The following is a 24913-nucleotide window of genomic DNA, read 5'->3' as shown; positions in this document are numbered from 1 at the left end:
AGTATTTATTACTCATTAGCTTGATTAAAGAATACCATAATCGTATCTTTTCAGTCAACTGCGATTTGCACAAATTTTCTAATTTTATTTTGTATATTCATCCTTTTTATATCGATTTGCACAATATAAATATACTGTTTTTGTATTGTTTTCTTGTATCAAAACGAACTGTTTGTCAAAATAAAAAAAGAACTGCCTTTTGGCAGTTCCCAAACGATCGAAACATCTTTGCCTGCAGCACTCTGCGCTCCTCCCCACGGCGGTTAAATAGAAAAAGTCAGGCACATGGCCTGACTTTTTCTGCATTTGCATCGCAAATACTATTTTATATGCGCTGCTGTGCATAGGATTTGCTTGTCAATCAAATGCCGCCGCGCAAAATAATCAGTTCTTAAGGCTTTGGATCGGTGCAGGGATACGACCGCCGCGGCCGATAAATTTCGCCGGCGAGCCGGTTGCGATCGGCATAATCGGCGCGCTGCCCAGCAGACCACCAAATTCCACCACATCGCCGACACCCTTCCCAACCGCAGGGATCACACGCACTGCGGTTGTCTTGGTATTAACCACGCCGATGGCGATCTCATCCGCAATCAGGCCGGAAATCACCTCGGCCGTTGTGTCGCCGGGCACCGCAACCATATCGATTCCCACCGAACAGACCGCCGTCATCGCTTCGAGCTTTTCCAACGTCAACGCCCCCGACTGCGCTGCGGCGATCATGCCTTCATCCTCGGATACCGGGATGAACGCACCCGAAAGGCCGCCGACCGACGAGGACGCCATCACGCCGCCCTTTTTGACCGCATCGTTCAGCATCGCAAGGATCGCCGTCGTGCCGCAGCAGCCGCAGACCTCCAGACCAACCTCTTCCAGAATCCGCGCAACCGAATCACCGATCGCCGGCGTCGGCGCCAGAGACAGGTCGACAATACCAAACGGCACGCCTAACCGCTGGCTTGCCAGTGCGCCGACAAGCTGCCCCATGCGGGTGATCTTGAACGCGGTCTTTTTGATCACGTCCGCCACCTCACCGATCGAGCAGTCGCCCGCGCGGCGGATCGCCGACTGCACTACGCCCGGGCCGGATACGCCGACATTGATCACGGTTTCCGGCTCACCGATGCCGTGGAACGCACCTGCCATGAACGGATTGTCATCTACCGCGTTGGCAAAGACGACCAGCTTGGAGCAGCCCATCGAATCGTTATCCTTCGTTAACTCTGCTGTCTGCTTAATAATGCGTCCCATCAGCGCAATCGCATCCAGATTGACACCCGCCTTGGTAGATGCAACATTGACCGATGAGCAAACCAGATTGGTTTCCGCCAGTGCTTCCGGAATGGAGCGGATCAGAATCTCATCACCCTTGGCAAAGCCCTTCTGCACCAGCGCGGAAAAGCCCCCGACAAAATTCACACCGGTCGCTGCGGCGGCGCGGTCGAGCGCCTTGGCCAGCGGCACATAGCTGTTTGCAGACGAAGTGGCGCCGATCATCGCAATCGGCGTTACCGAAATCCGCTTGTTGATGATCGGGATGCCCAATTCGCGCTCGATCTGTTCACCTGTGGCGACCAGCTTTTCCGCGCGGCGTGTCACCTTGTCATAAATCTTATCCGCCAGCACATGGATATCATCCGCCGCTAGATCGCGCAACGAGATACCCATCGTAATCGTGCGGATATCAAGGTGCTCCTCCTCAATCATCTTAATGGTTTCCAGAATATCTTTTGTATTGATCATTGACATGGCAAAAACTCCATTTTTTCATTGAAAATGCAGAACCGACAGCGCCTGCACTGTGCGCCGTCCTCATTCGTTTTCTGCTTTACACTTTGTGCATCGCGTCAAAAATATCCTCATGCATGGTATGGATCTTCATGCCCAGCGCCTCGCCGTCCCGGTCGAGCACATCGGCCAGCGCATTGAACTCCACCGTGCAATGATCGATATTGACCAGCATGACCATTGCGAACATATCCTCCATAACATTCTGCGAAATATCCACAATATTGACCTCATGCCGGTACAGCGTATCCGAAATTTTGGCAATGATACCCGTCCGATCCTTACCGACCACCGTAATAACTGCGCGCATACTGATTCCTCCAAAATGATGTTTCGTTATATATTTCATGGAGCACCGCTCCCTTTAACCGGATCAGGACGTCATCTGCTCCTGCCCCGCCGCGACCACGATATTGATGATGCTGTTGGATACCAGAAAGCCTTTTTCCGTCAAATACCACCGGGTACCCTGATGCGCGACCAAACCGTTTCCCATCAGGCCGCGGAACGCTTCCTCATACGGCGTGGAATCGATATTATACCGTTTTTCCAGATCGAGGAAATCCACACCGTCCGCGGTGCGCAGGCGCACCATCAAATACTCGCCCTGCCGCTGAAAGGTCGGCACCTCGTCTTCATCCTGCACGATATCCTCCCCGCCGATATAGGCCTTCAGATCGCGTGCAAATGCAAACCGCCGTCCGTTCATAAACGAATGTGCTCCCGGGCCCAGTCCGAGATATTCGGACAGATCCCAGTATTTCATATTATGACGCGAGCGGCAGCCCGGCTTGGCAAAATTCGAGATCTCGTAGTGTTCATATCCCTTGTCCCGCAGCCGCTCACACATAGCAAGATAGGTATCCGCCTGTGCACCGTCATCCGGCAGAACAGGATTTTCGCGTCCCATCGGCGTCCCCGGCTCCAGCTTCAGCCCATAGCAGGATAAATGCTGCGGTTCCAATCCCAGACATTGCTCCACCGAGTCCAAAAACATTTCCTGCGTCTGTCCGGGCAGACCGTACATCAGGTCCAGACTGATATTGGCAAAACCCTTTTCCCGCGCCAGCTCCACCGCTTCCTTCGCCTGCGCAAAGGTATGGATCCGGCCGATGGCACGCAGCTCTTCATCATGCGCGGACTGCACACCAAACGACAGCCGGTTCACGCCCTGTTTTTTCATCACGTCCAGCACTTTTTTATCCGTGCTTTCCGGATTGCACTCCACAGTGATCTCCGCATCCTCTGCCAGCGGAAACTTGTTGCGTATCTCCTGCAAAATGCGGCCCAAATATTTGGGTCCGAGGCAGGTCGGCGTGCCGCCGCCGATATATACCGTATCCACCGTATAGCCACTGCACACCTTGCCGTATGAGCGGATATGCAGCAGCAGCGCGGATACATATTCCTTCATCAGCTCCCGGTCCTCGACCGAATAAAAATCGCAATATCCGCATTTTTTCACACAGAACGGGATGTGCAGATACAGCCCGAGCGGTTTATTTCTGTAACTGAATTTACTCATTTTGCCCACCCAGTTGTTATTTTTGCCGCTGCACCTGCGGCAAACGGCGCGGTTACTCCTCGTCCAGCTTGAGCACCGCCATAAACGCCTCCGTCGGCAGCTGCACCGTGCCGAGCGAACGCATTTTCTTTTTGCCTTCCTTCTGCTTTTCCAGCAGCTTCTTTTTACGCGTGATGTCGCCGCCGTAGCACTTGGCAAGCACATCCTTGCGCATGGCCTTTACGGTTTCGCGGGCAATGACCTTGCCGCCGATCGCCGCCTGCACCGGGATCTCAAACAACTGCCGCGGGATGTTCTCCTTGAGCTTTTCACAGATCCGCCGCGCACGTCCATACGCTTTCTCGCGGTGTGCAATAAAGGACAGCGCATCCACCTGATCGCCGTTAAGCAGCATATCCACCTTGACCAGATCGCTCGGCCGGTAATCCAGAAATTCATAGTCCAGCGACGCATAGCCCTTGGTACGCGCCTTGAGTGCATCAAAGAAATCATAAATGATCTCATTGATCGGCATTTCATAATGCAGTTCTACCAGATTGGCATCCAGATACTGCATATCCTTGAACACGCCGCGCCGTTCCTGACACATCGGCATGATATTGCCGACAAACTCGTTCGGCGTCATGATCGTCGCCTTAACAAACGGCTCGCGCGCCTCCTCGATCACGGCCGGATCCGGATAATCATGCGGATTATCACAGTGTACGGTCGTGCCGTCCGCCTTGGTGATCTCATATACCACCGAAGGCAGTGTGGTCACCAGATCCAGGTCAAACTCGCGTTCCAACCGTTCCTGAATGACCTCCATATGCAGCATCCCGAGAAAACCGCAGCGGAAGCCAAAGCCCAGCGCGACCGAGCTTTCCGGCTCAAAGGACAGCGCTGCGTCGTTGAGCTGCAATTTTTCGAGTGCGTCACGCAGATCGGGATATTTAGATCCATCCTCGGTGTAAATACCGCAATAGACCATCGGCCGCGCCGGACGGTATCCGGGCAGCGCCTCCGCTGTCGGGCGATCCGCCTCGGTAACCGTATCACCAACACGGGTATCCGCCACATTTTTGATCGATGCAGTGAAATAACCTACCTCGCCCGCACGCAGCTCCTGCTGCGGCGACAGGCCGAACGGCTGCAAATAACCGCACTCGAGCACCTGAAAGACCGCGCCGGTCGCCATCATCTTTACACGCATCCCCGGACGGATGCAGCCGTCCATCAGGCGCATATAAACGATAACGCCCTTATACGGATCGTACTGGCTGTCAAACACCAGTGCTTTCAGCGGCGCTTCGGCATCCCCCGACGGCGGCGGCACATCGGATACGATGCGCTCGAGCACCTCGTGGATGTTGAGATTCATTTTTGCCGAGATCTCGGGACTATCTTCCGCCGGGATACCGATGATATCCTCGATCTCGTTCTTCACGCGTGCCGGATCGGCCGCGGGCAGGTCGATCTTGTTGATGACCGGCACGACCTCGAGTCCGGCATCGATCGCCAGATAGGTATTGCCGAGCGTCTGCGCTTCAATCCCCTGCGCCGCATCTACCACAAGCAGCGCACCCTCACACGCAGCCAGCGAGCGGGAAACCTCGTAATTGAAGTCCACGTGCCCCGGGGTGTCGATCAGATTCATCTGATAGGTGTTGCCATCATCTGCCTCGTATTCCATGCGCACCGCGCGCGCCTTGATCGTAATGCCGCGCTCACGCTCCAGATCCATGTTATCCAGCAGTTGTTCTTCCATCTCGCGCTGGGTGACCGCTTTGCACTGCTCCAGCAGACGGTCAGCCAGCGTGGATTTGCCGTGGTCGATATGTGCGATAATGGAAAAATTGCGAATTTGTCCGCGATTGTTCACACCAAAAGCTCCTTATCTGTTCCGTAATTGCGTATGGTTTATTATAGCACGTCCCTTGTTTTCCCACAAGCATTCTTTTGCATAACGGAAGACCGGCAATGCGCCAAAATACCCATCATTTTCACAAATCCTTTCACCGGTACATTCTGTTTCGGAGGAAATAAAAATGCAGCTTGCGCACCGCGGCTGCGGCGGCCGCAGCAACCTGTTTTCCGGCATATGGCACTTCTCTTCTGCTGCGCGGAAACGCAATGTCATGCGGAATTTTTGTCTTAATACAAAAAAGCCGGGGTCAGGCACAAGTACCTGACCCCAGCTTGTATTGCAAATGCTGTTAAACACACGCTGCTGCATACATTAAAACCTGTCAACAGGTCATTTATGCGGCATGCTGTCTTCCCGTGTGCCGACCAAATGGCACAGCGTCATCATACTGTCGGACAGGTGCACGTTTTCCACCGGCACACCCAGTCCTTCCAGATGCAAATCCTCGCCCGTAAAGTTCCACAGGCCGCGAATCCCCCGCTCCACCAGCTTGCGTGCCAGTGCCGGCGCATTCCCGCGCGGGATGGTCAGCACCGCCACATCCGGCTTGCGTTCTTCCAGAAACGCGCTCAGCGTATCGCTGTGCCGCACCTCAAACCCGCCGAAGCGCTGGCCGGTCAGTTCCGGATTGGCGTCAAACGCACACAGCAGTTCAAATCCGCTTGCCGCAAAATCGAAGTTGTTCAGCAAGGCCCGGCCCAAATTGCCCGCGCCGATCAGGATAGCCGTCCGCCCTGCGCGCAGGCCGAGGATCGCCCCCAGCTCATCCAACAGCTTATCCACATTATAACCATATCCCTGCTGTCCAAAACCGCCGAAGCAGTTGAAGTCCTGCCGGATCTGGGAAGCTGTCAGTCCCATACGCTCTGCCAGCGCGCGCGACGAAATACGCTGCACACCTTCTGCTTTCAGCTCACAGATATTGCGGTAATAGCGCGGCAAGCGCTGAATCACCGCCTTTGAAACCTCTTGCTTGCGTTCCACAGATCCCTCTTCCTCCCTCTTCGTCTAAAGCGATTTACAGCCCGGCGATCGTGTCGAGCACGTAATCCGTAAACTCCTGTGCGGTCGCTCCCGTAGCGCGGCCATTGACCACAACCTTCTTCTCCTCGAACATGCAGATATCCAGTGCGCGGTCGAGCTTACCGGCCAGCTCGATCTCACCGATATGCTCGAGCAGCATCACCGCTGCACGCAGCACAGAGGACGGATCTGCATACTGAGCGCGGCCCTCCTGCACCATACGCGGCGCCGAACCATGGATCGCCTCAAACATCGCGTAGCGCTTGCCGATATTGGCTGAGCCCGCCGTGCCGACACCGCCCTGGATTTCCGCCGCCTCATCGGTGATAATATCGCCGTACAAGTTAGGCAGCACGACCACCTTGAAATCACGGCGGCGCTTATCATCCAGCAGTTTTGCGGTCATAATATCGATGTACCAGTCGTCGAACTCCACCTCGGGATATTCCGCCGCGACCTTCTGGCAGGTATCCAAAAACTTTCCGTCTGTCGTTTTGATGATATTGGCCTTGGTCACGCAGGAAACACGGTTTTTTCCGGTCTTGCGCGCATAATCAAAGGCCAGACGTGCAATGCGCTCGCAGCCCTGCGAGGTTGCAACGGTAAAGTCGATAAACAAATCGTCATCGATCTGCACGCCCTGCGAACCGACTGCATAGCCGCCCTCGGTATTCTCACGATAAAATGTCCAGTCGATGCCAAGCGCAGGCACCTTAACGGGACGCACGTTGGCAAACAGATCGAGCGCCTTGCGCATCGCCACATTGGCAGATTCCACATTCGGCCACGGGTCGCCCTTGCGCGGGGTCGTGGTCGGCCCCTTGAGGATCACATGGCACTGTTTGAGCTGCTCCATCACGTCGGGCGGGATCGCGCAGCCAAGCTCAGCGCGGCGTTCGATGGTCAAGCCGTCGATCACGCGAAACGCAACCTTGCCGGTCTTTACCTTGTCAGCCAGCAGCGTTTCCAACGCGTGCTGCGCCATGCCGGTGATCATCGGGCCGATGCCGTCACCGCCGCACACGCCGATAATCAGCTTATCCAGCTTGGAATAATCAATAAAATCGTCCTGCGCCTTCATATCAAGGATACGCTTGCGCTGGCTCTCTACCACTGCTTCAAATTTATCTAAAATGGACTGGTCGATCGACATTTTCCTGTCCTCCTGCTACCATTGATATTATTTTAACAAAAATGCGCCGCTTTGTCAAGAAAGCAGCCACAGCCCTTTACTGCGCCTGCTGCCGGGCATCGTTGAGCGTACCGCCTGCCAGCAGCGCACGGCGCTGACGGTCGGAAACCTCACAATCCGCATGGAAGGTGCGGCCGCCGCAGACGACCGTGACCTGCCTGCCGCTCCGGATCTCCTCCTGCACATGCGGCAGCGAGATCTCGTCCAGCAGGTTCACTGCGTCGTAATCCGCCGGATCGGCAAACGTCAGCGGCAAAATACCGGAGTTGACCAGATTGGCCTTATGGATCCGCGCGAACGACTTGCACAGCACTGCCTTAACGCCAAGGTACAGCGGAACCAGTGCCGCGTGCTCGCGTGACGAGCCCTGTCCGTAATTTGCGCCGCCAACGATGATGCCGCCGCCCTGTTCCCGGCAGCGTGCGGGGAATTCCGGATCGACATTGATAAAGCAGTAGTTCGAATAGTACGGCACATTCGAGCGGTAAGGCAGCAGCTTCGCGCCTGCCGGCAGAATGTGATCCGTGGTGATATTGTCCTCGGTCTTGAGAACGACTTTGCCCGTATAGGATGCTTCGAGCGCGTGCCCCAACGGGAAGGGCTTGATGTTCGGGCCGCGCACGACCTCGACCGCTTCCGGATGCTCTGAGGGCTTGATGATCATATTGTCGTTGATAACGAAATGCGCGGGCATCTCAATCGCGGGCATCTCACCCAGTGTGCGCGGGTCGGTCAGTACGCCGGCCAGTGCGGAAGCCGCTGCAACCTCAGGAGATACCAGATAGATCTGTGCGTCCTGTGTGCCCGACCGCCCCTCGAAATTGCGGTTAAAGGTGCGCAGGGACACGCCCGCAGACTCGGGCGACTGCCCCATGCCGATGCACGGGCCGCAGGCACATTCCAGAATACGCGCGCCCGCCGCGATGATATCCGCCAGCGCCCCGTTCTGCGCCAGCATATCCAGCACCTGCTTAGAGCCGGGGCTGATGGTCAGCGATACATCGGGATGTACGGTCTTTCCCTTCAAAATGGATGCGACCTTCATCATATCGTAATAAGAGGAATTGGTGCACGAGCCGATGCAGCACTGATTGACCTTGATCTCACCGATCTCGGACACCTTCTTCACATTATCCGGCATGTGCGGCATGGCCGCCAGCGGCTCCAGCGCAGAAAGATCGACAGTATACTCCTCATCATAAACCGCATCCGGATCGGAGGACAGCGGAACCCATACGTCGCCGCGGCCCTGCGCCTCCAGAAACTTCTTGGTTTCCTCATCGGACGGGAAGAGCGAGGTCGTTGCGCCCAGTTCGGCGCCCATATTGGTAATGGTTGCACGTTCGGGCACGGAAAGGGTTTTTACGCCTTCGCCCGCGTACTCAACGATCTTGCCCACGCCGCCCTTGACGGTCATCTGGCGCAGCACGTCCAAAATCACATCCTTTGCAGAAACCCACGGAGAGAGCTTGCCCGTCAGATTAACGCGCACCATCTTGGGCATCGGGATATAATACGCCCCGCCGCCCATAGCGACCGCGACATCCAGCCCGCCCGCGCCGAACGCCAGCATACCGATGCCGCCGCCGGTTGGGGTGTGGCTGTCCGAACCGATCAGGGTTTTGCCCGGTGCGCCAAAGCGCTCCAGATGCACCTGATGGCAGATGCCGTTGCCTGCCTTCGAGTAGTAAATGCCGTGCTTCTTTGCGACAGAGCCAATATATTTGTGGTCGTCCGCATTTTCGAAGCCGGATTGCAGGGTATTATGGTCAATATAAGCGACCGACCGCTCGGTCTTGACCTGATCGACGCCCATCGCCTCAAATTGCAGATAGGCCATCGTACCGGTCGCATCCTGCGTCAGCGTCTGGTCGATTCTCAGGCCGATCTCCTGTCCCTGCACCATTTCGCCGTCCACCAGATGCGCCTTCAAAATTTTCTGCGCAATTGTCATACCCATTGTGTTTCCTTCGCTCCTTACTGTCCCCGCGCGGCGGCGCCTGAACGCGCACCGCGCCCCGCCGCTGCAGGGCGGGAATGTTGCGGCTTCCACAGCCTTCTCCACGGCGCACTGTATGCGCCGTGCCCAAAACAAAACAGAAGCGGTCTTTGCAATGCAAAAACCACTTCTATTTTACAACATTCCATATGGTTTGAAAAGACTTTTCCACTAACGCTTTTCACAAATATTTTGACCGATCTCTGCCGTTGCAAAAGCATTTTGCAAGGTGCAGCCCACATTGCCTGCAAGATATTCATAATACGCCTGGCTGCCGATCATCGCCGCGTTGTCCCCGCACAGAGCCAGCGGCGGCAGATACAGCCGTGTATGCGTACGTGCCGCCATCTGCTGCAACGCCGCACGCAGAAAGGAATTTGCCGCCACGCCGCCGGCGCAGACCACATTGCGTGCATGGGTCTGCTGCACGGCCTGCTCCAGCCGCGGCACAAGCGTATGCACCACCGCTGCACAGAATGAAGCCGCCAAGCCTTCCCTGTCAAGTGTCTCCCCCTTCTGCTCCGCGTGGTGCGCCAGATTGATGACCGCCGTTTTCAGCCCGGAAAAGGAAAAATCCAGCGGCGCATCCTTGATGTGGGAATCCGGCAGCTTATACCGTTTGGGGTCTCCCGTCTGTGCCAGCTTATCGATCTTCGGCCCGCCGGGATAACCCACGCCAAGCACACGCGCAACCTTGTCAAACGCCTCGCCTGCCGCATCATCCCGTGTGCCGCCAAGGATCTCAAATGCAGTGTAGTCGCGCACCATCACGATCTCACTGTGTCCGCCGGACGCGATCAGCGTTAAAAACGGCGGCTTCAGCTCGGGGTACGCCAGATAGGTCGCCGCAATATGCCCGCGGATATGATGCACCGGAATAAACGGCTTATCCAGCGCAAATGCCAGCGATTTGCCGAAATTCGCGCCGACGAGCAGCGCGCCGATCAGCCCCGGCGCACAGGTCGCCGCCACCGCATCGACCGCGTGCTTGTCCAGCCCCGCCTCGGCCAGCGCCTGCTCGGTCACGCGCACCACCGCTTCCATGTGCCGCCGCGACGCGATCTCGGGCACCACGCCGCCGTACAGTGCATGCGTTTCGATCTGCGTATCCACCACGCTGGAAAGTATTTTCCGTCCGTCCTCGATCACGGCTGCCGCCGTTTCATCACAGGAGGACTCTATGCTCAATATTTTCATATGCCATGCTCCATATCCAATCTATTCTGCCGAAAGTCCCGTCCGGCCGCATCACCGCATCGTCCCGTCCGAGATCTCTTTTTCAAAGCACAGCGAACCGCTGTCTCCGATATAGGGGCCAAAGCCTTCGGGCAGCGGACGGTATCCCTGTCTGAGATACAACGCCGCCGCACCGTCCAACTCTTTCGCCGTTTCGATCACCATGCGGTGGCAGCCGCTCGCCGCCGCATGCTGCTCGATCTGCGCAACCATGCGGCGCGCCGTACCCGACCGGCGCTGCTCCGGGCGGACATACACCCGTTTCAGCTCAGCCGTCACCGCGTCAAACGGCTTCCAGCAGGCACAGCCGACCGCCTCGCCCGCCTCATAAGCCACAACCCCCCCGGCCAGACCGGACAGCGTATTGTGCGGCTGATATTCCAAATAGACCGCGCCGAGCAGATCAAAAAAGAAGCTGTCCAGTTCCTGCGAAAGCTGCGCTAACGCCCGATCATCCTGTTCTACAAACCTGATCTCCATATCTTTCCCCGCATTTATTCCTTCCTCAGCATTTTTTCAAAGCACAGGCAGTTTTCTGCCCCCGCCGGGCTGCCGTAATACGGCATGACCTGATACCCCAATTTCAGATAAAGCGCCGCCGAATCCTTGGTCGTGCGCGCGGTTTCCAGCACCGCCTGCACATAGCCGTGCTGCGCCGCATCCTGCTCCAGCGCGCAGATCACCTCGCTGGCCACGCCGCGCCGGCGATATTCCGGCACGATATAAATACGTTTGATCTCTGCCGTGTGGGCATCCTTCGCCTTCCAGCAGCCGCAGCCGACGGCCCGCCCGTTTTCATAGGCGACCATGCGGCAGTCCATCCCGTGCGGATCGTTATACCGGGCATATTTTTTCTGTACTTCGCCCACTACCCGGAAGTAGTATTCGTCCAGCGCATGTGCCAGCGCCAGCAGCTCTTCATTTTCCGCGTCCACCCGTTTGATCTCCACGCAGCTTCACTCCTTCAAAAAACGTGTCATCAGCACCGCGTCCTCTGTGGGGGCAGTATAAAAGTTCCGGCGCGTGCCGACCGGTTCAAAGCCGGCCTGTGCATACAGGGCGATTGCCGGCGCGTTGGACGCCCGCACCTCCAGCGTGACAAACGCCAGTGCCCGTTCAGCCGCCCGCGCAAGCAGCTCCCGCAGCAGCGCGCGGGCAATCCCCTGCCGCCTTGCGTCCGGCGACACCGCCACGTTGGTGATATATCCCTCATCCAGCACGGTCTGACAGCCGACATAGCCCACCGTCCGCCCCGCCTGCTCGGCAGCTAAGAACAGCCCCTTGCCCAGCTCTTCCCGCAGCATCGCTTCGCTCCATGGCGCATGAAAGCAGGCCTGCTCAATGGCGGCCAGTGCGGCAAGGTGCCGCTCCTGCATCGGTACGACCGTCATGTCTCCGCCAGTCTTTCGATCACGGCGCATACGCCTTTGTCAATCACCGCCGCCGTCCGGCGGTATGTGTCCAAGTCCCCGCCAAAGGGATCGGGCACATCCTCTGCCAGCAGTGTGAACACCTTGCCCTCACAGTCCGGAAACTGACTGCACACCGCATCATAATGCGCGCCGGTCATACAGACCAGATAGCGCGCCTCCTGCGCCAGCTTCTCGGTCAGCATCTGCGAACGGTGGGCGGTGATATCCGCATTCCGCTCGGCTGCCGCCGTCACTGCGTTCTGCGAAGCCGGCAGACCGTCCTGCGTAAACAGACCGGCGGAAGCCGCCGTTAGCCCGGTTTTCTCTTCACCGCCCCGCGCGCGGAACAACCCCTCGGCCATCGGCGAACGGCAGGTGTTTCCTGTACAGATAAAAACGATCTTGTCCATATGTTATGATAACGCTCCTTGCGATATTATCCTTGTTTCACGATCCGGCACAGTCCGTGAGCGACTACTTTGCATCATACCAGCTGTGTCCGGCCTTAGCTTCCGCCACCAGCGGCGCGTCCATGGGGAACGCTGCCTCCATCTCTTCTTTGAGCAGCTGCATCGCTGCCTGCTGCTCCTCCCGCGGGGCTTCCAGAATCAGCTCATCGTGTACCTGCAAAATCAGGCGGCTTTGCATCCCTTCCCGCACGAGCCGGTCACGCACACGCACCATGGCGATTTTAATGATATCCGCCGCGGTTCCCTGAATCGGCGTATTCATCGCCACCCGCTCGCCAAACGAACGGATATTGAAATTCCTGCTCTGCAGCTCGGGCAGCGCACGGCGCCGGCCGAACAGAGTGGTCACATAGCCGTTTTCCTTTGCGCTCTGCTTGATATCCTCCATATATTTTGCCACGCCCGGATAAGTCGCCAGATAGGTGCGGATAAACTCGGCAGCCTCCTTACGCGTCACACCGATATCCTGCGCGAGCGAAAAATCCGAAATGCCGTATACAATGCCGAAATTGACCGCCTTGCACGAGGAGCGCATCTGCGGCGTAACCTCTTCGAGCGGCACATGATACACTTTAGCCGCGGTTGCCGCATGGATATCCTGTCCGGTGCGGAACGCCTCGATCATATGCGCATCCTGCGAAATATGCGCCAGTACGCGCAGCTCGATCTGCGAATAATCCGCATCGATCAGCACGTGGTCCGCATCCGGCGCCACAAACATGCGGCGCAGCTCACGCCCCAGCTCGGTTCGCACCGGAATGTTCTGCAGGTTGGGATCGGTCGAGGACAGCCGTCCGGTCGCGGTAACGGTCTGCTGAAAATGCGTGTGGATCCGCCCGTCCTTCGGGCTGATGACCTTCAAAAGCCCCTCCACATAGGTGCTTTTCAGCTTGGTCAGCTTGCGGTATTCCAAAATCCGCGGCACGATCGGATGATCCTCCGCAATGCGCTCCAGCACATCCACATTGGTGGAGTAACCGGTCTTTGTCTTTTTGGGGGCGGGCAGTCCCAGCTTTTCAAACAGCACTTCCCCAAGCTGCTTGGGGCTGTTGATATTGAATTCCTCTCCTGCATCCTGATAGATCTGTCCGGTCAGATCATGGATGCGCACATCCAGCTTATCCCCAAATGCGCGCAGCTCCTCCGGTGCAACCGCGCAGCCCAGCGTTTCCATCTCCGCCAGAATATGCATCAGCGGCAGCTCAATCTCATAATACAGCTTGCGCATCCCCAGCTCTTCGAGCGCTGCGGCTGTCTCCTGATAGATCGCGCGCACCGCGCTTACATGCTGCGCACAGGCCTGCATGGTCTGCTCCTGTCCGCCCAGCGGGGAAACCGCTGCCGGATCACCCAGATCCAGCGCCGGCAGCTCGGTATTGCAGTATGCCAGCGCCACGCGCGGCAGGTCATAGCCGGACTGGGTCGGGTCGATCAGATATGCCGCCAGAGCGGTATCAAACCGGATCCCCTTCGCCTCAATTCCGCGCGCCAGCAGCGCTGCAACGACCGGCTTGGCATCGTGCAGCACGAGTTCCAGCTCACCGCCGAACAGACGGCGCAAAATTGCATCCCAATCCTCCTGCGCAAAATCATCCGAAAACAGCACCTGCGCCGTATCGCCATCCAGCAGACACAGTGCGCCCAGCGTTTCCGGTGCCAGCGCATATACGCGGTCGGCTCCGGTCAGGGCATCGAGCAAGGCGAATGCTTGCGCCGCCGTACCGATCCGCTGCGCGCCGACAGCGGGCAGCTTGGGCTCTGCCAGCTCTCCGCTCAGTCCCAGACGCTTGATGAAATTTTTGAACTCCAGCCGCGTCAGCAGCTCATACAACGCCGCCTCATCCGGCTGCGCCGCAGGAAGCGACGCGATATCAAGCGGCAGCGGTGCGTCTCGGTCGATGGTCGCCAGCCAGTAGCTGTCCCGCGCGGACTGCTCACCGGCTTCCAGCTTAGTGCGTGCGCCTTTTTTGATGCGCGCGTCCTCCAGATTAGCATATACGCCGTCCAGCGAGCCGAAATCATGCAGCAGCTGCATCGCGGTCTTTTCCCCCACGCCGGGCACGCCCGGGATATTATCCGAGGAATCCCCCATCAGCGCTTTCAGGTCGATCAGCCGAATAGGGTCAAAGCCGTATTTTTCACGGAACGCCGCCTCATCATAGGTCTCATACAGCGTCTGTCCCATCCGTGTGGTGACCAGCCGCACGACCGTACCGCCGCCGATCAGCTGCAAGCTGTCCCGGTCACCGGTGACCACAACGCACGCGTTCCCCTGCTCATTCGCCCGGCGGCTGATCGTACCGATCAGGTCATCCGCCTCGTAGCCTGCCAGTTCGCAGCGCACCAGCCCCATTGCGTCCAGCACTTCCTTGACGAGTGGAAGCTGGACTGCCAATTCCTCCGGCATCCCCTTGCGCGTGGCCTTGTAGGTATCAAATTTCAAATGACGAAAGGTTTTTTCGCGCACGTCAAAGCACACGACTGTGCGGTCTGGCTGCTCCTCGTCCTGCAATTTGAACAGCGTTGCCAAAAAACCATATACTGCGTTGGTCGGCAGGCCTTCGTGATTGGAAAGCTGACGCACACCATAAAACGCGCGGTTCAGGATGCTGTTGCCGTCTATCACCATGATCTTCATGAATACAGACCTCATTATTTCGAAAATTTTTCTTATGCTTTATTATATCGCATCCCCTGCCGGATTACCAGACAAAATAAGGGACAGTGCTTACGCCCTGCCCCTGCTTTAAGTATTCGCTTATGCGCCGAACCGCATTTGCAAACGCAACCGGTCAGCGATCATTGAGATAAACTCGGAATTGGTCGGTTTTCCCTTCACGCCCGACACCGTATAGCCGAAATAGCTTTGCAGCGTCTCGATATCGCCGCGGTCCCACGCGACCTCGATCGCATGGCGGATCGCACGTTCTACACGGGATGAAGTGGTCTTAAACTTTTTCGCGATCGACGGATACAGTACCTTCGTGATCGCGCTCACCGCTTCCATGTCCTCCACCGCCATGATGATCGCCTCGCGCAGATACTGGTAGCCCTTGATATGCGCCGGCACGCCGACCTGATGGATCACTTCGGTCACACGCACTTCGAGCGCCATCGCTTCCCCCGCCTGTTCGGCCTCCTTTTCTCCTGTGCGCCACATACGGATGCGCTCACACACCATATCCGTCTCCATCGGCTTACGCAAAAACATATCCACGCCCAACGATGTACAGGCTGCGCCGATCTGCGGGCTTGCAAAGGCGGAAAGAACCAGTGTAGCAGGCATCCGCTCCTGCTCACGCAGACGGCTGAGAACCATGACGCCGTCCATCACCGGCAGCATCAAATCGATGATGAGCAGATCAGGGCGAAGCTCCCGCACTGCATCCACCGCTTTTGCGCCGTCTTCCGCAATGCCGACCAACTCCATGTCCCCCGCCTGTTCCAGTGTTGCTGCCATTCGTGCGCAAAAATCACGATCATCATCTGCAAGCAGCACGCGAATTTTTTGTTCCATATTATCAATACCAGCTTTCCACTTTTTTATATTCTTTCTCTCTGCTGTCTACAATTTACCATATGCTTCCATCGAATTCAAGGGCATTTCCGCAAAAGATTGGTTTTTTTCTCAACTTTTTTCGACGAATTTCGACAATACTCCATTTTTCTCCACATCAGCAGAAACTAATTCACCATTTCCCATGTCATTTGTCCAATAACAAAAAAGCTTCCGCCCACCGATAAATCCGCAGCCGCTCCTCTTTTATAAAAAAAGAGGCAGGAGCATCCACGCTCCTGCCCTAGCAGCTTATCCCGCTGCTTCCAGCATACGCTCCATCGAAATGCCGTAACCGCGTGACGGATCATTGACCAGCACATGGGTCACCGCGCCGATCAGCTTGCCGTTTTGCAAAATCGGACTGCCGCTCATGCCCTGCACGATGCCGCCTGTCTGCTTCAGCAGCGCCGGGTCGGTCACATGCAGCAGCATACCGCGGCCGTACACATCGTCCTTTGGATAAACCTTTACAACCTGCACAGAATAAGTCTGCACCCGATCGCCTTCCACATTCGCGCGGATCTCTGCCGGACCGGTGCGGATCTCCTCTGCATCCGCTACCGGAACAGACTCCAGCGACGCATACAGGGACGAATCCGTCAGTTTACCGAAAATACCGTATTCCGTATTTTCTTCCACCGTTCCCAGCGGATTCCCCGGCGAAAACTCGCCCTGCAAGGCACCCGGCTCGCCCGCTTTGCCTCGCTGCACCGAGCCTACCACAGAATACAGCAGGCTGCCCGCACGCAGCGGCATCAGCACGCCGGTTTCGCTGTCACATACGCCGTGCCCCAGCGAGCCGTATGCCCCGGTTTCCGGATCGACATAGGTCAGCGTACCGATACCGGCCATGCTGTCACGTGCCAGTACGCCGATCCGATACGTGCCGTCGCGATCTGCACACGGTGTCACAGTAACGGTACGGGTGCTGTCCTCACGCGCCAGCGTCAGCTCCACCGGCTGCCCGCCGGAAAGCGCGACCTGTTTTTGCAGGCCATCGTTAGAGCTGACCGCCGCATCGTTCACGCGCAAAATCAGGTCGCCTTCGCATACACCCGCATCCCGCGCCGGACAGGATGCACCGTTCCCTGTCTCCACGTCCTGCAAATGCACGACCAGCACGCCGTCTGCCTGCATCTGTATCCCTACGGTGTGCCCGATCGGGATGAGCGATGCCACATCCGCCGCCGACGCGGATACCAGCATGGCCAGCGCCAAAAACAGAGAAATTGCAAATTTTTTTGCTTTGCTCAACTGCACTTTTTTCACCTCCGTCCTTTACTGTGCCACCCGATGCGCAAAACAAGCCTGTGAACCTTTGCTATTCTCTTGGGATTTCTGGTTTTCCGATCAGTCTCTGGTCATGGCAAGGTTTTCTATGATAAAAAAACAGCGGTTTTCCCCATCCGTTTGGAAAAAACCGCCGTTTTCTGCAATTTTTTATTCTGCCGTCTGCGGTGCGGCACGTTTGCCGAGCGCCGTATCGATTGCCTTGCTGACCACGCAGCCCACAGTGCCGCAAACCAGCACCTCGACTAAGCCCTGCACGCCGACAACCGCCAGTACGAACATGATCGGATTGACCACTCCCAGTTCAGCAACTCTGCTCTGCACATACTCACAGTTGTAGAACAACAGCACCATCAGCCCCATGTAAAACACGGTGTTGAGCAGCGGCGCACTGACCGCGCCCACTGCATAGCTGAACCAGCCGCGCTTATCCACACGCCGCAGCGCACGGAAGATCAGGCCTACGCACAGACCCATCAGCACGCGGCCGACAACCGCCTGCACAAAATACCCCACCGGGCTGACACCGAGCAATGCAACACCCATTGCGGAACCGCCGGTCAGCGCGTTGCCAAAGCTCGTCAGGCCAAATACCATACCAAGGAACGCGCCCGCGCCCGGCCCCATCACAATCGCGCCGATGCACACCGGCACAGACAAAAAGGATGCGTTGAACGGCCCGATCCGCAGATACCCTAACGGTGTATATGCCAGCACAAGGGTGATTGCCGTGAGCAGCGCAAGCTGCGTCATAAACCGGATGTTGTTTGTTTGTTTCTTCATTTTGTTTTCCTCCCGCTCCCGTCCCGCCCTCTTCGTCGGGTACAGGGCATTTTTAAGCCAATGACGGATTCAGGAACGATTCCGCTTCCAGATCAGGTGCAATCCATCCAGCACCAGCCGGGGATCGTATTCATACGGTACACGCAGATACGGCATCACGAGCGGCGCCATTGCGCCCGTTACCACCGTATACGGATACTGCCCCAGCGCCCCGGCATAGCGTTCGATCATACCGTCCACCAGCGCGGCTGCGCCGTACACAGCGCCCACACGCATGGCATCCGCCGTATTGCGCGCCAGAACGCCCTCGTCCGCTGCATCGATCGCCACAGCCGGGAGCTGTGCCGCCTGCTCACGCAGTGCGTCCACGCCGAGCTGTACGCCGGCTGTAATCGCCGAACCGACCAACGCGCCGGATGCATCCAGCACGGTAAAGGTGGTTGCCGTTCCCAGACTGACCGCCACACACGGCAGCCTGCCCTTTGCACGGGCCGCTACCGCTGCCGCCACACGGTCCGAACCGATCTGCCGCGGCTGCTCCGAACGGATATTCAGCCCGGTGCGGATACCGCTGGATACTTCGATCACATCGGTCACACCAAGCAGCCGCAGCGCACCTTCCAGCTCGGCTGCCAACCCCGGCACAACCGAACCGATCACTGCACCGCGGATACGCGCCGCATCCGCGCCGTATAAGCCGAACACCTGCTGCAGCTTGCAGGCATAATCATCCTGTACCTTTCTGGGCTCTGTTGCGATGGAGGCGGCAAAAACCTGCGCGTCCTCCTCATAACCGCCCAATAAGATCCGACTGTTTCCTGCATTCACTGCGATCAGCATTATCGTATCTCCTTTTCCGGCATTATGCCAACGCCATTATACGCCCGGCACACCCCATTTGCAAGCATTATTTCGGCAGCATGACCGGTGCGGACAGCAGTGCCCACAGCGCCGCATATTTCGGGCAGATCTGCCCGTGCAGATTGCCTTTTTCCCGCGAATAATCCCATACTTGCAGATGCCACCTCCGGTTGACCGTACAGCCCACCACATATTCTGCCGCCGTAATGCACACCGCCCCGCACAGGCAGCGGATCAGCGGCGGTTCCCCGCGCACACGTTCGCGCAGCCGGTGCAGGCTTACCAGCACCGCACCCCCGGTCAGCGCCATGGTCCAATGGGTATAGCCGCGCCACAGCAATTCAAGCGCCGCATAGCCGGCCGCACCCAAAACAAAAAGTCCCGCTGTTTGCTTTTTCATCACAAATCACCGGAACTTAGTGTGCCTGATTCTCACAGGTTCATACCTGCTCGGCCGCACAAGCTGCCAACGCTTCGGCAAAGCCGCCCTGCACGATCCGTGCAGCACAGGCGAGCATCAAATTGACCGGCAGGCCAAAATCCTCTACCGCAAACCCGTTTTCATCTGCCGCTCCCCATTTTTCGCGCATCGTCCGCCCATCGGACAGATAGCCGTATACCGGCTTTCCCTTGGCATGGGCATAACCGACCTCAAAGCAGGTGCCGCTGTCCGGCTCCGCCCCGCGGAACGAATTCAGATTGGCAATCACCGCATCCGCGCGGTCGATCAGCGCACAGTTGCCTGCAAAAATTGCTGCTGCGCCGTCCGCTTCGTTATCCAGCGGGTACAACCCCGCAAAGCCTTTTTCCGCACACATCAGTTTCATTTTTGCACCGCGCTGCACAGCGTCGGGCGCAAACACATCAAACCCTGCCAAATAAATCGATTTCATTGTTTTCGTGTCCTCCTTTCCGCCACGCATCCTGCGGGCACAAAGAAAGGGATGGCTGCTGTCATCCCTTTGCATTTGTGTCCATGTCCGATTACAGGCGCGCTTCCAGTTCTTTGCGGCGCTCCTCATAGCCCGGCTTACCGAGCAGTGCGAACATATTCTTCTTATATGCCTCTACGCCCGGCTGATTGAAGGGGTTCACGCCGAGCAGATATCCCGAAATACCGCAGGCCTTTTCAAAGAAATACACCAGATAGCCGAAATGCCATGCATCCGCCCGGTCAATCTCCACAATCACATTGGGCGTACCGCCGTCCATATGTGCCATCAGGGTACCCTGATACGCCTTGGAATTGACAAACTGTACGCTTTTGCCCGCCAGATAATTCAGGCCGTCGATATCGCCTTCCATCTCTTCGATATAGCTCTCCGAACGCGGCTCACGCACCCAAACAACCGTTTCAAACATATTCCGGGTACCATCCTGAATAAACTGCCCGATCGAGTGCAGGTCGGTCGAGAAGTTTGCCGATGTTGCAAACAGACCCTTATGATCCTTGCCTTCGGATTCATCGAACAACTGCTTGAACCATTCGCCCAACATGACAAGCGCCGGCTCATAATTGACCAGAATCTCCATCGCCTTGCCCTTTTGCAGCAGGATGTTCCGCACGGCGGCATACTTGGCACAGTCGTGCTCGACCCCTTCGGCAAATGCCGCGCGCGCCGCAGCCGCGCCGGCCATCGCCGCGTCGATATCCACGCCGGCCGCCGCCATCGGCAGCAGGCCGACCGCCGTCAGCACGGAAAACCGGCCGCCGACGTCATCCGGCACGACAAACGTCTCATAGCCCTCGTCATCCGCCAGCGTTTTCAGCGCACCGCGCGCCCGGTCGGTCGTAGCAAAGATACGCGCTTTCGCGCCGTCCCGTCCGTAGCGTTCCTCGCACATTTTTTTGAAAATACGGAATGCAATCGCCGGTTCCGTGGTCGTGCCCGACTTGGAAATCACATTGACACAGAAATCGCGGTTGCCGATGATGCGGATCACATCATTCAGATACGAAGAGGAAATGTTATTGCCGACAAAGTAAACCTCCGGAATCCCCTCCGGGCGGATACCGTTGTACATCTGGCCGTTGACAAATTCAATCGCGGCACGCGCTCCCAGATAGGAGCCGCCAATCCCGATCACAACCAGCACATCACAGGTCTGCTGAATTCTTTTCGCCGCCGCCTTGATGCGTGCAAACTCTTCTCTGTCATAAGCTTCCGGCAGATCGACCCAGCCCAGATAGTCGCTGCCCGCGCCCGAGCGGCTGTGCAGCGTATCCTGCGCCGCCTGTACCAGCGGTGCCATGCAGGTCAATTCTTCCTCGCCGACAAAGCCCTGCAACCCGGTCAATTTCAATTCCATAGCCATAGCTGTATTCCCCTTTGCTCTGATTCCAAGCCCTTCCATCGGCCTGTACTCCCTTTTGCTAATAGTATATCATACATACAGCAGAACGCAAGGTTATTTTGTCTATTTTCTATAAAAACTTTACCGAGTAAAAACAGAAAAGTATATTTTTTCTTCTTTTTTCCACGAATAAAAATAATATGCCGCTTTTCCGGAACCGAAAAGCGGCATATTGACATTTTTTATTTTCTGCCGGGTGACTTCCGCCCCCGATCAATAAATCGGGAATTTCGAGCAGATCTCGCAAACATTGTGACGGATCTCTTCCGCCTTATTCTCAAAATCGGTCGCCGTCTGCCAGATGAATTCTGCAATACGCAGCATTTCCGGTTCACCAAAGCCACGCGAGGTGACCGCCGGGGTACCGACGCGCTGACCCGAAGTGACAAACGGGCTTTCCGGATCGTTCGGGATCGCATTCTTGTTAGCCGTGATATACACTTCATCCAAGCGGTGCTGCAGCTCCTTGCCGGTAATACCGGTTTTGCGCAGATCAATCAGCATCAGGTGGTTATCCGTACCGCCGGATACCAGATCAAAGCCCTGCCCCAGCAGTGCATCTGCCAACACATGGGCATTGGTGACAACCTGCTGCTGATACGCCTTGAATTCGGGCTTCAGTGCTTCGCCGAAGCAAACCGCCTTCGCCGCGATCACATGCTCCAGCGGGCCGCCCTGCGTGCCGGGGAAGATCGCCTTATTGAACTTTTTGCCCAGCTCTTCATTGTTCGAGAGGATCACACCGCCGCGCGGGCCGCGCAGCGTTTTGTGGGTAGTCGTGGTCACGACATCCGCATAAGGCAGCGGATTCATATGCAGGCCGGCCGCAACCAGACCCGCAATATGCGCCATATCCACAAACAGGTATGCGCCAACCTCGTGCGCGATTTCCGCAAACTTGGCAAAATCGATCGCACGCGGATAGGCGGAAGCGCCCGCAATGATCATCTTGGGCTGCTCCTTTTTCGCAAGGTCATACAGCGCATCATAATCAATATAACCGTTATCATCCACGCCGTAGGGTACAATGCGGTACAGCAGGCCGGACTGGTTGACCGGCGAACCATGCGTCAGGTGACCGCCGTTGTCCAGACTCATACCGAGCACCGTATCGCCCGGCTGGCACAACGCCTGATAAACCGCCATGTTGGCCTGTGCGCCCGAATGGGGCTGCACATTGGCATATTTTGCACCAAACACTTCACAAACACGTTTGATAGCCAGATTTTCCACTTCATCGACGCACTCGCAGCCGCCGTAATACCGCTTGCCCGGATAACCTTCCGCATATTTATTGGTCAGCACCGAACCCATTGCGGCCATAACTGCCTCACTGACGATATTTTCCGAAGCGATCAGCTCGATATTGCGCTGCTGCCGGTCATATTCCGCCTGCATCATACGGCCCAACTCAGGGTCATACGCTTTTACAAATTCCATTGCCTCGCGAACCATATTGCATCCTCCATCAACGTGAGATATTCTGTTCTTTAATTAAAGCACATTTTTTCCCATTTTTCTACTGTCAAACAGATAGATTTTACTTCTGTTCCCTCCTTTTTTATGTTAAAAATGATTAACTACAATATTTTTATCAAAGCCTTGCATTTTACCTGCTTCTGACTTATAATGAAAACACACCAAACAAGGAGATGTTTTCGTGACAAAAAAAGAACGCGCACATGCTGTAACCGAATTGCTTAAAACCGTTTATCCGGACGCTGTCTGCGCGCTGCATTATACACACGATTACGAGCTGCTGTTTGCCACTCGTTTATCTGCCCAGTGCACCGATGCACGGGTAAATATCGTTACTGCAACTCTGTTTCACCAATTTCCAACGTTGGAAAGCTTTGCGCAGGCATCTGAAGAAGATATTGCCGAGGTAATTAAAACCTGTGGGCTGTTCCGCACCAAAGCGCGCGACCTGAAGGCATGCGCCATCATGCTGCTGACCGAATTCGGCGGCAATGTGCCGGACAATATGGCAGATCTGCTGCGGCTGCCCGGTGTAGGGCGTAAAACCGCAAACCTAATCCTTGGTGATATTTTCGGCCAGCCCGCAATCGTAGCCGATACACACTGTATCCGTCTGTCCAACCGGCTCGGCTTTGTTAAAAACGAAAAGGATCCGGTCAAGGTAGAAAAAGCCCTGCGTGCGCTGATCGAGCCGGCAGAATCTTCGGATTTCTGCCACCGGTTGGTGCTGTTCGGCCGTGAACACTGCACGGCCCGCAGTCCCAAATGCACCGGCTGTCCGCTCGGTGCCGTCTGTCCTTCGTTTCCATTGGTCAAATAGCGGCCATTTGTTTCACACACACAACGTTATTAAAAGGAGGAACTTCGTTATGAACAAAAAGAACCCCGAAAGACGCCGCGGATTTTTCACCGGTTTCGCCGCTGCGCTGCTCATTGCAGGACTGACCGTATCCGCCGCCAGTGCATACGGACGCACGATCTCAGTGAATGATGACATCCGCCTCTCCATCAACGGCGCGGAGTTTATTCCCCTTGATGTCAGCGGCACCGCCGTTGAAGTATTCACCTATAATGGCACAACTTACGCCCCCATCCGCGCCATCTGCGAGGCAGTCGGCCTGGATGTACAGTACGACAGCCAAAACCGTATTGCCCGCATTGTTGATACCAAATCCGGTCAAATGGACAATTATATCGGCGAAGATGCCGCACGCAAAGCCGCCTTTTCACACGCCGATGTGACCAATGCCACGGTAACCAAATCCACCCTCAAGTGGGATGATGGCCGCGCCGTATATGAAATTGATTTTACCTCCGGCAGCGCAGAGTATGACTATGAGATCGACGCACTCACCGGTAAGGTATTGGAATTCGATATCGACCGTGCGGACAACCGTCCCACGCAGGGACAGTCTTCGACCGATGGACTGATTTCCGCAGATAAGGCAAAAAGCATTGCGCTGGCTAAGGCGCCCGGCGCCTCTGTCGTCCGCTGTCAGTTGGACTATGATGATGGCCGCGCCGTGTATGAAATCGAACTGCGCAGCGGACGCACCGAATATGATTGCGATATTGATGCAAAAACCGGCACAGTGCTCGACTGGGATGTCGATTACGACGACTGATATACAAAAAGCATCCAATACAAAAATATATAAAAAGTCAGGCACAATGATCCGCCCCAGTCAAGGTAGACCGGAGAAATAAATAAAATATAGTGCGGTTATGCTCGCCGTTTCCTTTTTCGGGAACGGTGAGCTTGTTTATGCAGCGAACTTTTCTTTGTATTTTTGGATACGCTTATTTTCGGGAATGGGATATAGTGCAGGGGTATCGGAGTTTAATGCCTCCGTGCGGACTTCCATCGGAGTGCGGGTTTCAAAGCGCTCCTGGAAACGCTCGTAGTTGTAGAAATGGATGTATTTCTCAATGGCCGAGCGAAGGGATTTCTCGTCCTTGAACGTTTGCAGATAGTACATTTCGGATTTAATGATTCCCCAGAATCCCTCGGTTGGACCGTTATCAATGCAGCGGC

General features: G+C 56.3%; 24 protein-coding genes. 2 read left to right on the top strand and 22 right to left on the bottom strand.

Annotation, left to right across the window (positions count from 1 at the left end):
- Positions 1 to 384: 384 nt before the first annotated feature.
- From T363_RS0105375 to glyA, 21 genes are all read right to left on the bottom strand, one after another.
- Entirely contained in the window at positions 385 to 1743 is a 1359-nt protein-coding gene (locus tag T363_RS0105375) for a PFL family protein (protein ID WP_031473979.1), read from the bottom strand.
- 85 nt (positions 1744 to 1828) lie between these two features.
- Positions 1829 to 2098 carry an ACT domain-containing protein gene (locus tag T363_RS0105370; protein ID WP_031473977.1) on the bottom strand — a complete coding sequence of 90 codons (270 nt, stop codon included), beginning with the start codon at positions 2096 to 2098 and terminating at the stop codon, positions 1829 to 1831.
- 63 nt (positions 2099 to 2161) lie between these two features.
- Positions 2162 to 3313, bottom strand: coding sequence for a radical SAM family heme chaperone HemW (gene hemW, locus T363_RS0105365; RefSeq protein ID WP_031473975.1), 1152 nt, complete (start codon positions 3311 to 3313; stop codon positions 2162 to 2164).
- Between the two features lie 52 nt (positions 3314 to 3365).
- Positions 3366 to 5174: a translation elongation factor 4 gene (lepA, locus tag T363_RS0105360; protein ID WP_031473973.1), complete on the bottom strand. Its 1809-nt coding sequence runs from the start codon at positions 5172 to 5174 to the stop codon at positions 3366 to 3368.
- Between the two features lie 375 nt (positions 5175 to 5549).
- Complete coding sequence (locus T363_RS0105350; protein WP_031473971.1) at positions 5550 to 6203, bottom strand: redox-sensing transcriptional repressor Rex; 654 nt, start codon at positions 6201 to 6203, stop codon at positions 5550 to 5552.
- 34 nt (positions 6204 to 6237) lie between these two features.
- On the bottom strand, positions 6238 to 7395 hold the full coding sequence (locus tag T363_RS0105345; RefSeq protein WP_031473969.1) for an isocitrate/isopropylmalate family dehydrogenase: 1158 nt from the start codon (positions 7393 to 7395) through the stop codon (positions 6238 to 6240).
- A 76-nt stretch (positions 7396 to 7471) separates the two neighbouring features.
- Positions 7472 to 9394, bottom strand: coding sequence for an aconitate hydratase (locus T363_RS0105340; protein WP_031473967.1), 1923 nt, complete (start codon positions 9392 to 9394; stop codon positions 7472 to 7474).
- 210 nt (positions 9395 to 9604) lie between these two features.
- Positions 9605 to 10630 carry a tRNA (adenosine(37)-N6)-threonylcarbamoyltransferase complex transferase subunit TsaD gene (gene tsaD, locus T363_RS0105335; protein WP_031473965.1) on the bottom strand — a complete coding sequence of 342 codons (1026 nt, stop codon included), beginning with the start codon at positions 10628 to 10630 and terminating at the stop codon, positions 9605 to 9607.
- 51 nt (positions 10631 to 10681) lie between these two features.
- Positions 10682 to 11149: a GNAT family N-acetyltransferase gene (locus T363_RS14470; protein WP_051643109.1), complete on the bottom strand. Its 468-nt coding sequence runs from the start codon at positions 11147 to 11149 to the stop codon at positions 10682 to 10684.
- Positions 11150 to 11163: 14 nt separating this feature from the next.
- A complete protein-coding gene (locus T363_RS0105325) occupies positions 11164 to 11619 on the bottom strand; it encodes a GNAT family N-acetyltransferase (RefSeq protein ID WP_031473961.1) in 456 nt (151 codons plus the stop codon).
- Between the two features lie 6 nt (positions 11620 to 11625).
- Positions 11626 to 12090: a ribosomal protein S18-alanine N-acetyltransferase gene (gene rimI, locus T363_RS0105320; protein ID WP_242840235.1), complete on the bottom strand. Its 465-nt coding sequence runs from the start codon at positions 12088 to 12090 to the stop codon at positions 11626 to 11628.
- Positions 12057 to 12491 (bottom strand): low molecular weight protein arginine phosphatase, encoded by a 435-nt coding sequence (locus tag T363_RS0105315; RefSeq protein ID WP_031473957.1) that lies wholly within the window; start codon positions 12489 to 12491, stop codon positions 12057 to 12059. The genes rimI and T363_RS0105315 overlap by 34 nt, the downstream gene beginning before the upstream one ends.
- A 64-nt stretch (positions 12492 to 12555) precedes the next feature.
- Complete coding sequence (gene polA, locus T363_RS0105310) at positions 12556 to 15189, bottom strand: DNA polymerase I (protein WP_031473955.1); 2634 nt, start codon at positions 15187 to 15189, stop codon at positions 12556 to 12558.
- A gap of 120 nt (positions 15190 to 15309) precedes the next feature.
- Positions 15310 to 16068 (bottom strand): sporulation transcription factor Spo0A, encoded by a 759-nt coding sequence (gene spo0A / locus T363_RS0105305; RefSeq protein WP_031473953.1) that lies wholly within the window; start codon positions 16066 to 16068, stop codon positions 15310 to 15312.
- 291 nt (positions 16069 to 16359) lie between these two features.
- Positions 16360 to 17370 carry a SpoIVB peptidase gene (gene spoIVB, locus T363_RS0105300; RefSeq protein ID WP_031473951.1) on the bottom strand — a complete coding sequence of 337 codons (1011 nt, stop codon included), beginning with the start codon at positions 17368 to 17370 and terminating at the stop codon, positions 16360 to 16362.
- A gap of 180 nt (positions 17371 to 17550) precedes the next feature.
- On the bottom strand, positions 17551 to 18183 hold the full coding sequence (locus tag T363_RS0105295) for an ECF transporter S component (RefSeq protein WP_034971766.1): 633 nt from the start codon (positions 18181 to 18183) through the stop codon (positions 17551 to 17553).
- 69 nt (positions 18184 to 18252) lie between these two features.
- Positions 18253 to 19023: a type III pantothenate kinase gene (locus T363_RS0105290; RefSeq protein WP_031473947.1), complete on the bottom strand. Its 771-nt coding sequence runs from the start codon at positions 19021 to 19023 to the stop codon at positions 18253 to 18255.
- A 67-nt stretch (positions 19024 to 19090) separates the two neighbouring features.
- Complete coding sequence (locus T363_RS0105285) at positions 19091 to 19444, bottom strand: putative ABC transporter permease (protein WP_034971763.1); 354 nt, start codon at positions 19442 to 19444, stop codon at positions 19091 to 19093.
- 40 nt (positions 19445 to 19484) lie between these two features.
- Complete coding sequence (locus tag T363_RS0105280) at positions 19485 to 19937, bottom strand: nucleoside 2-deoxyribosyltransferase (RefSeq protein ID WP_031473943.1); 453 nt, start codon at positions 19935 to 19937, stop codon at positions 19485 to 19487.
- Positions 19938 to 20028: 91 nt separating this feature from the next.
- Positions 20029 to 21360 carry a glucose-6-phosphate isomerase gene (locus T363_RS0105275; RefSeq protein WP_031473941.1) on the bottom strand — a complete coding sequence of 444 codons (1332 nt, stop codon included), beginning with the start codon at positions 21358 to 21360 and terminating at the stop codon, positions 20029 to 20031.
- Between the two features lie 252 nt (positions 21361 to 21612).
- Positions 21613 to 22854, bottom strand: coding sequence for a serine hydroxymethyltransferase (gene glyA, locus T363_RS0105270; RefSeq protein WP_031473939.1), 1242 nt, complete (start codon positions 22852 to 22854; stop codon positions 21613 to 21615).
- Positions 22855 to 23059: 205 nt separating this feature from the next.
- On the opposite strand from glyA, the gene nth reads away from it, so the two are divergent.
- Complete coding sequence (gene nth, locus T363_RS0105265; protein WP_031473937.1) at positions 23060 to 23698, top strand: endonuclease III; 639 nt, start codon at positions 23060 to 23062, stop codon at positions 23696 to 23698.
- A gap of 49 nt (positions 23699 to 23747) precedes the next feature.
- On the top strand, positions 23748 to 24503 hold the full coding sequence (locus T363_RS0105260; RefSeq protein ID WP_031473935.1) for a PepSY domain-containing protein: 756 nt from the start codon (positions 23748 to 23750) through the stop codon (positions 24501 to 24503).
- A 138-nt stretch (positions 24504 to 24641) separates the two neighbouring features.
- Here T363_RS0105260 and T363_RS0105255 read toward each other — a convergent pair.
- A partial coding sequence (locus T363_RS0105255; RefSeq protein WP_031473933.1) for an IS3 family transposase occupies positions 24642 to 24913 on the bottom strand: 272 nt, incomplete at its 5' end.

It is taken from the genome of Agathobaculum desmolans ATCC 43058 (genome assembly GCF_000701665.1).
Classification (GTDB): domain Bacteria; phylum Bacillota; class Clostridia; order Oscillospirales; family Butyricicoccaceae; genus Agathobaculum; species Agathobaculum desmolans.
This window is presented reverse-complemented; position numbering and strand designations above follow the sequence as displayed.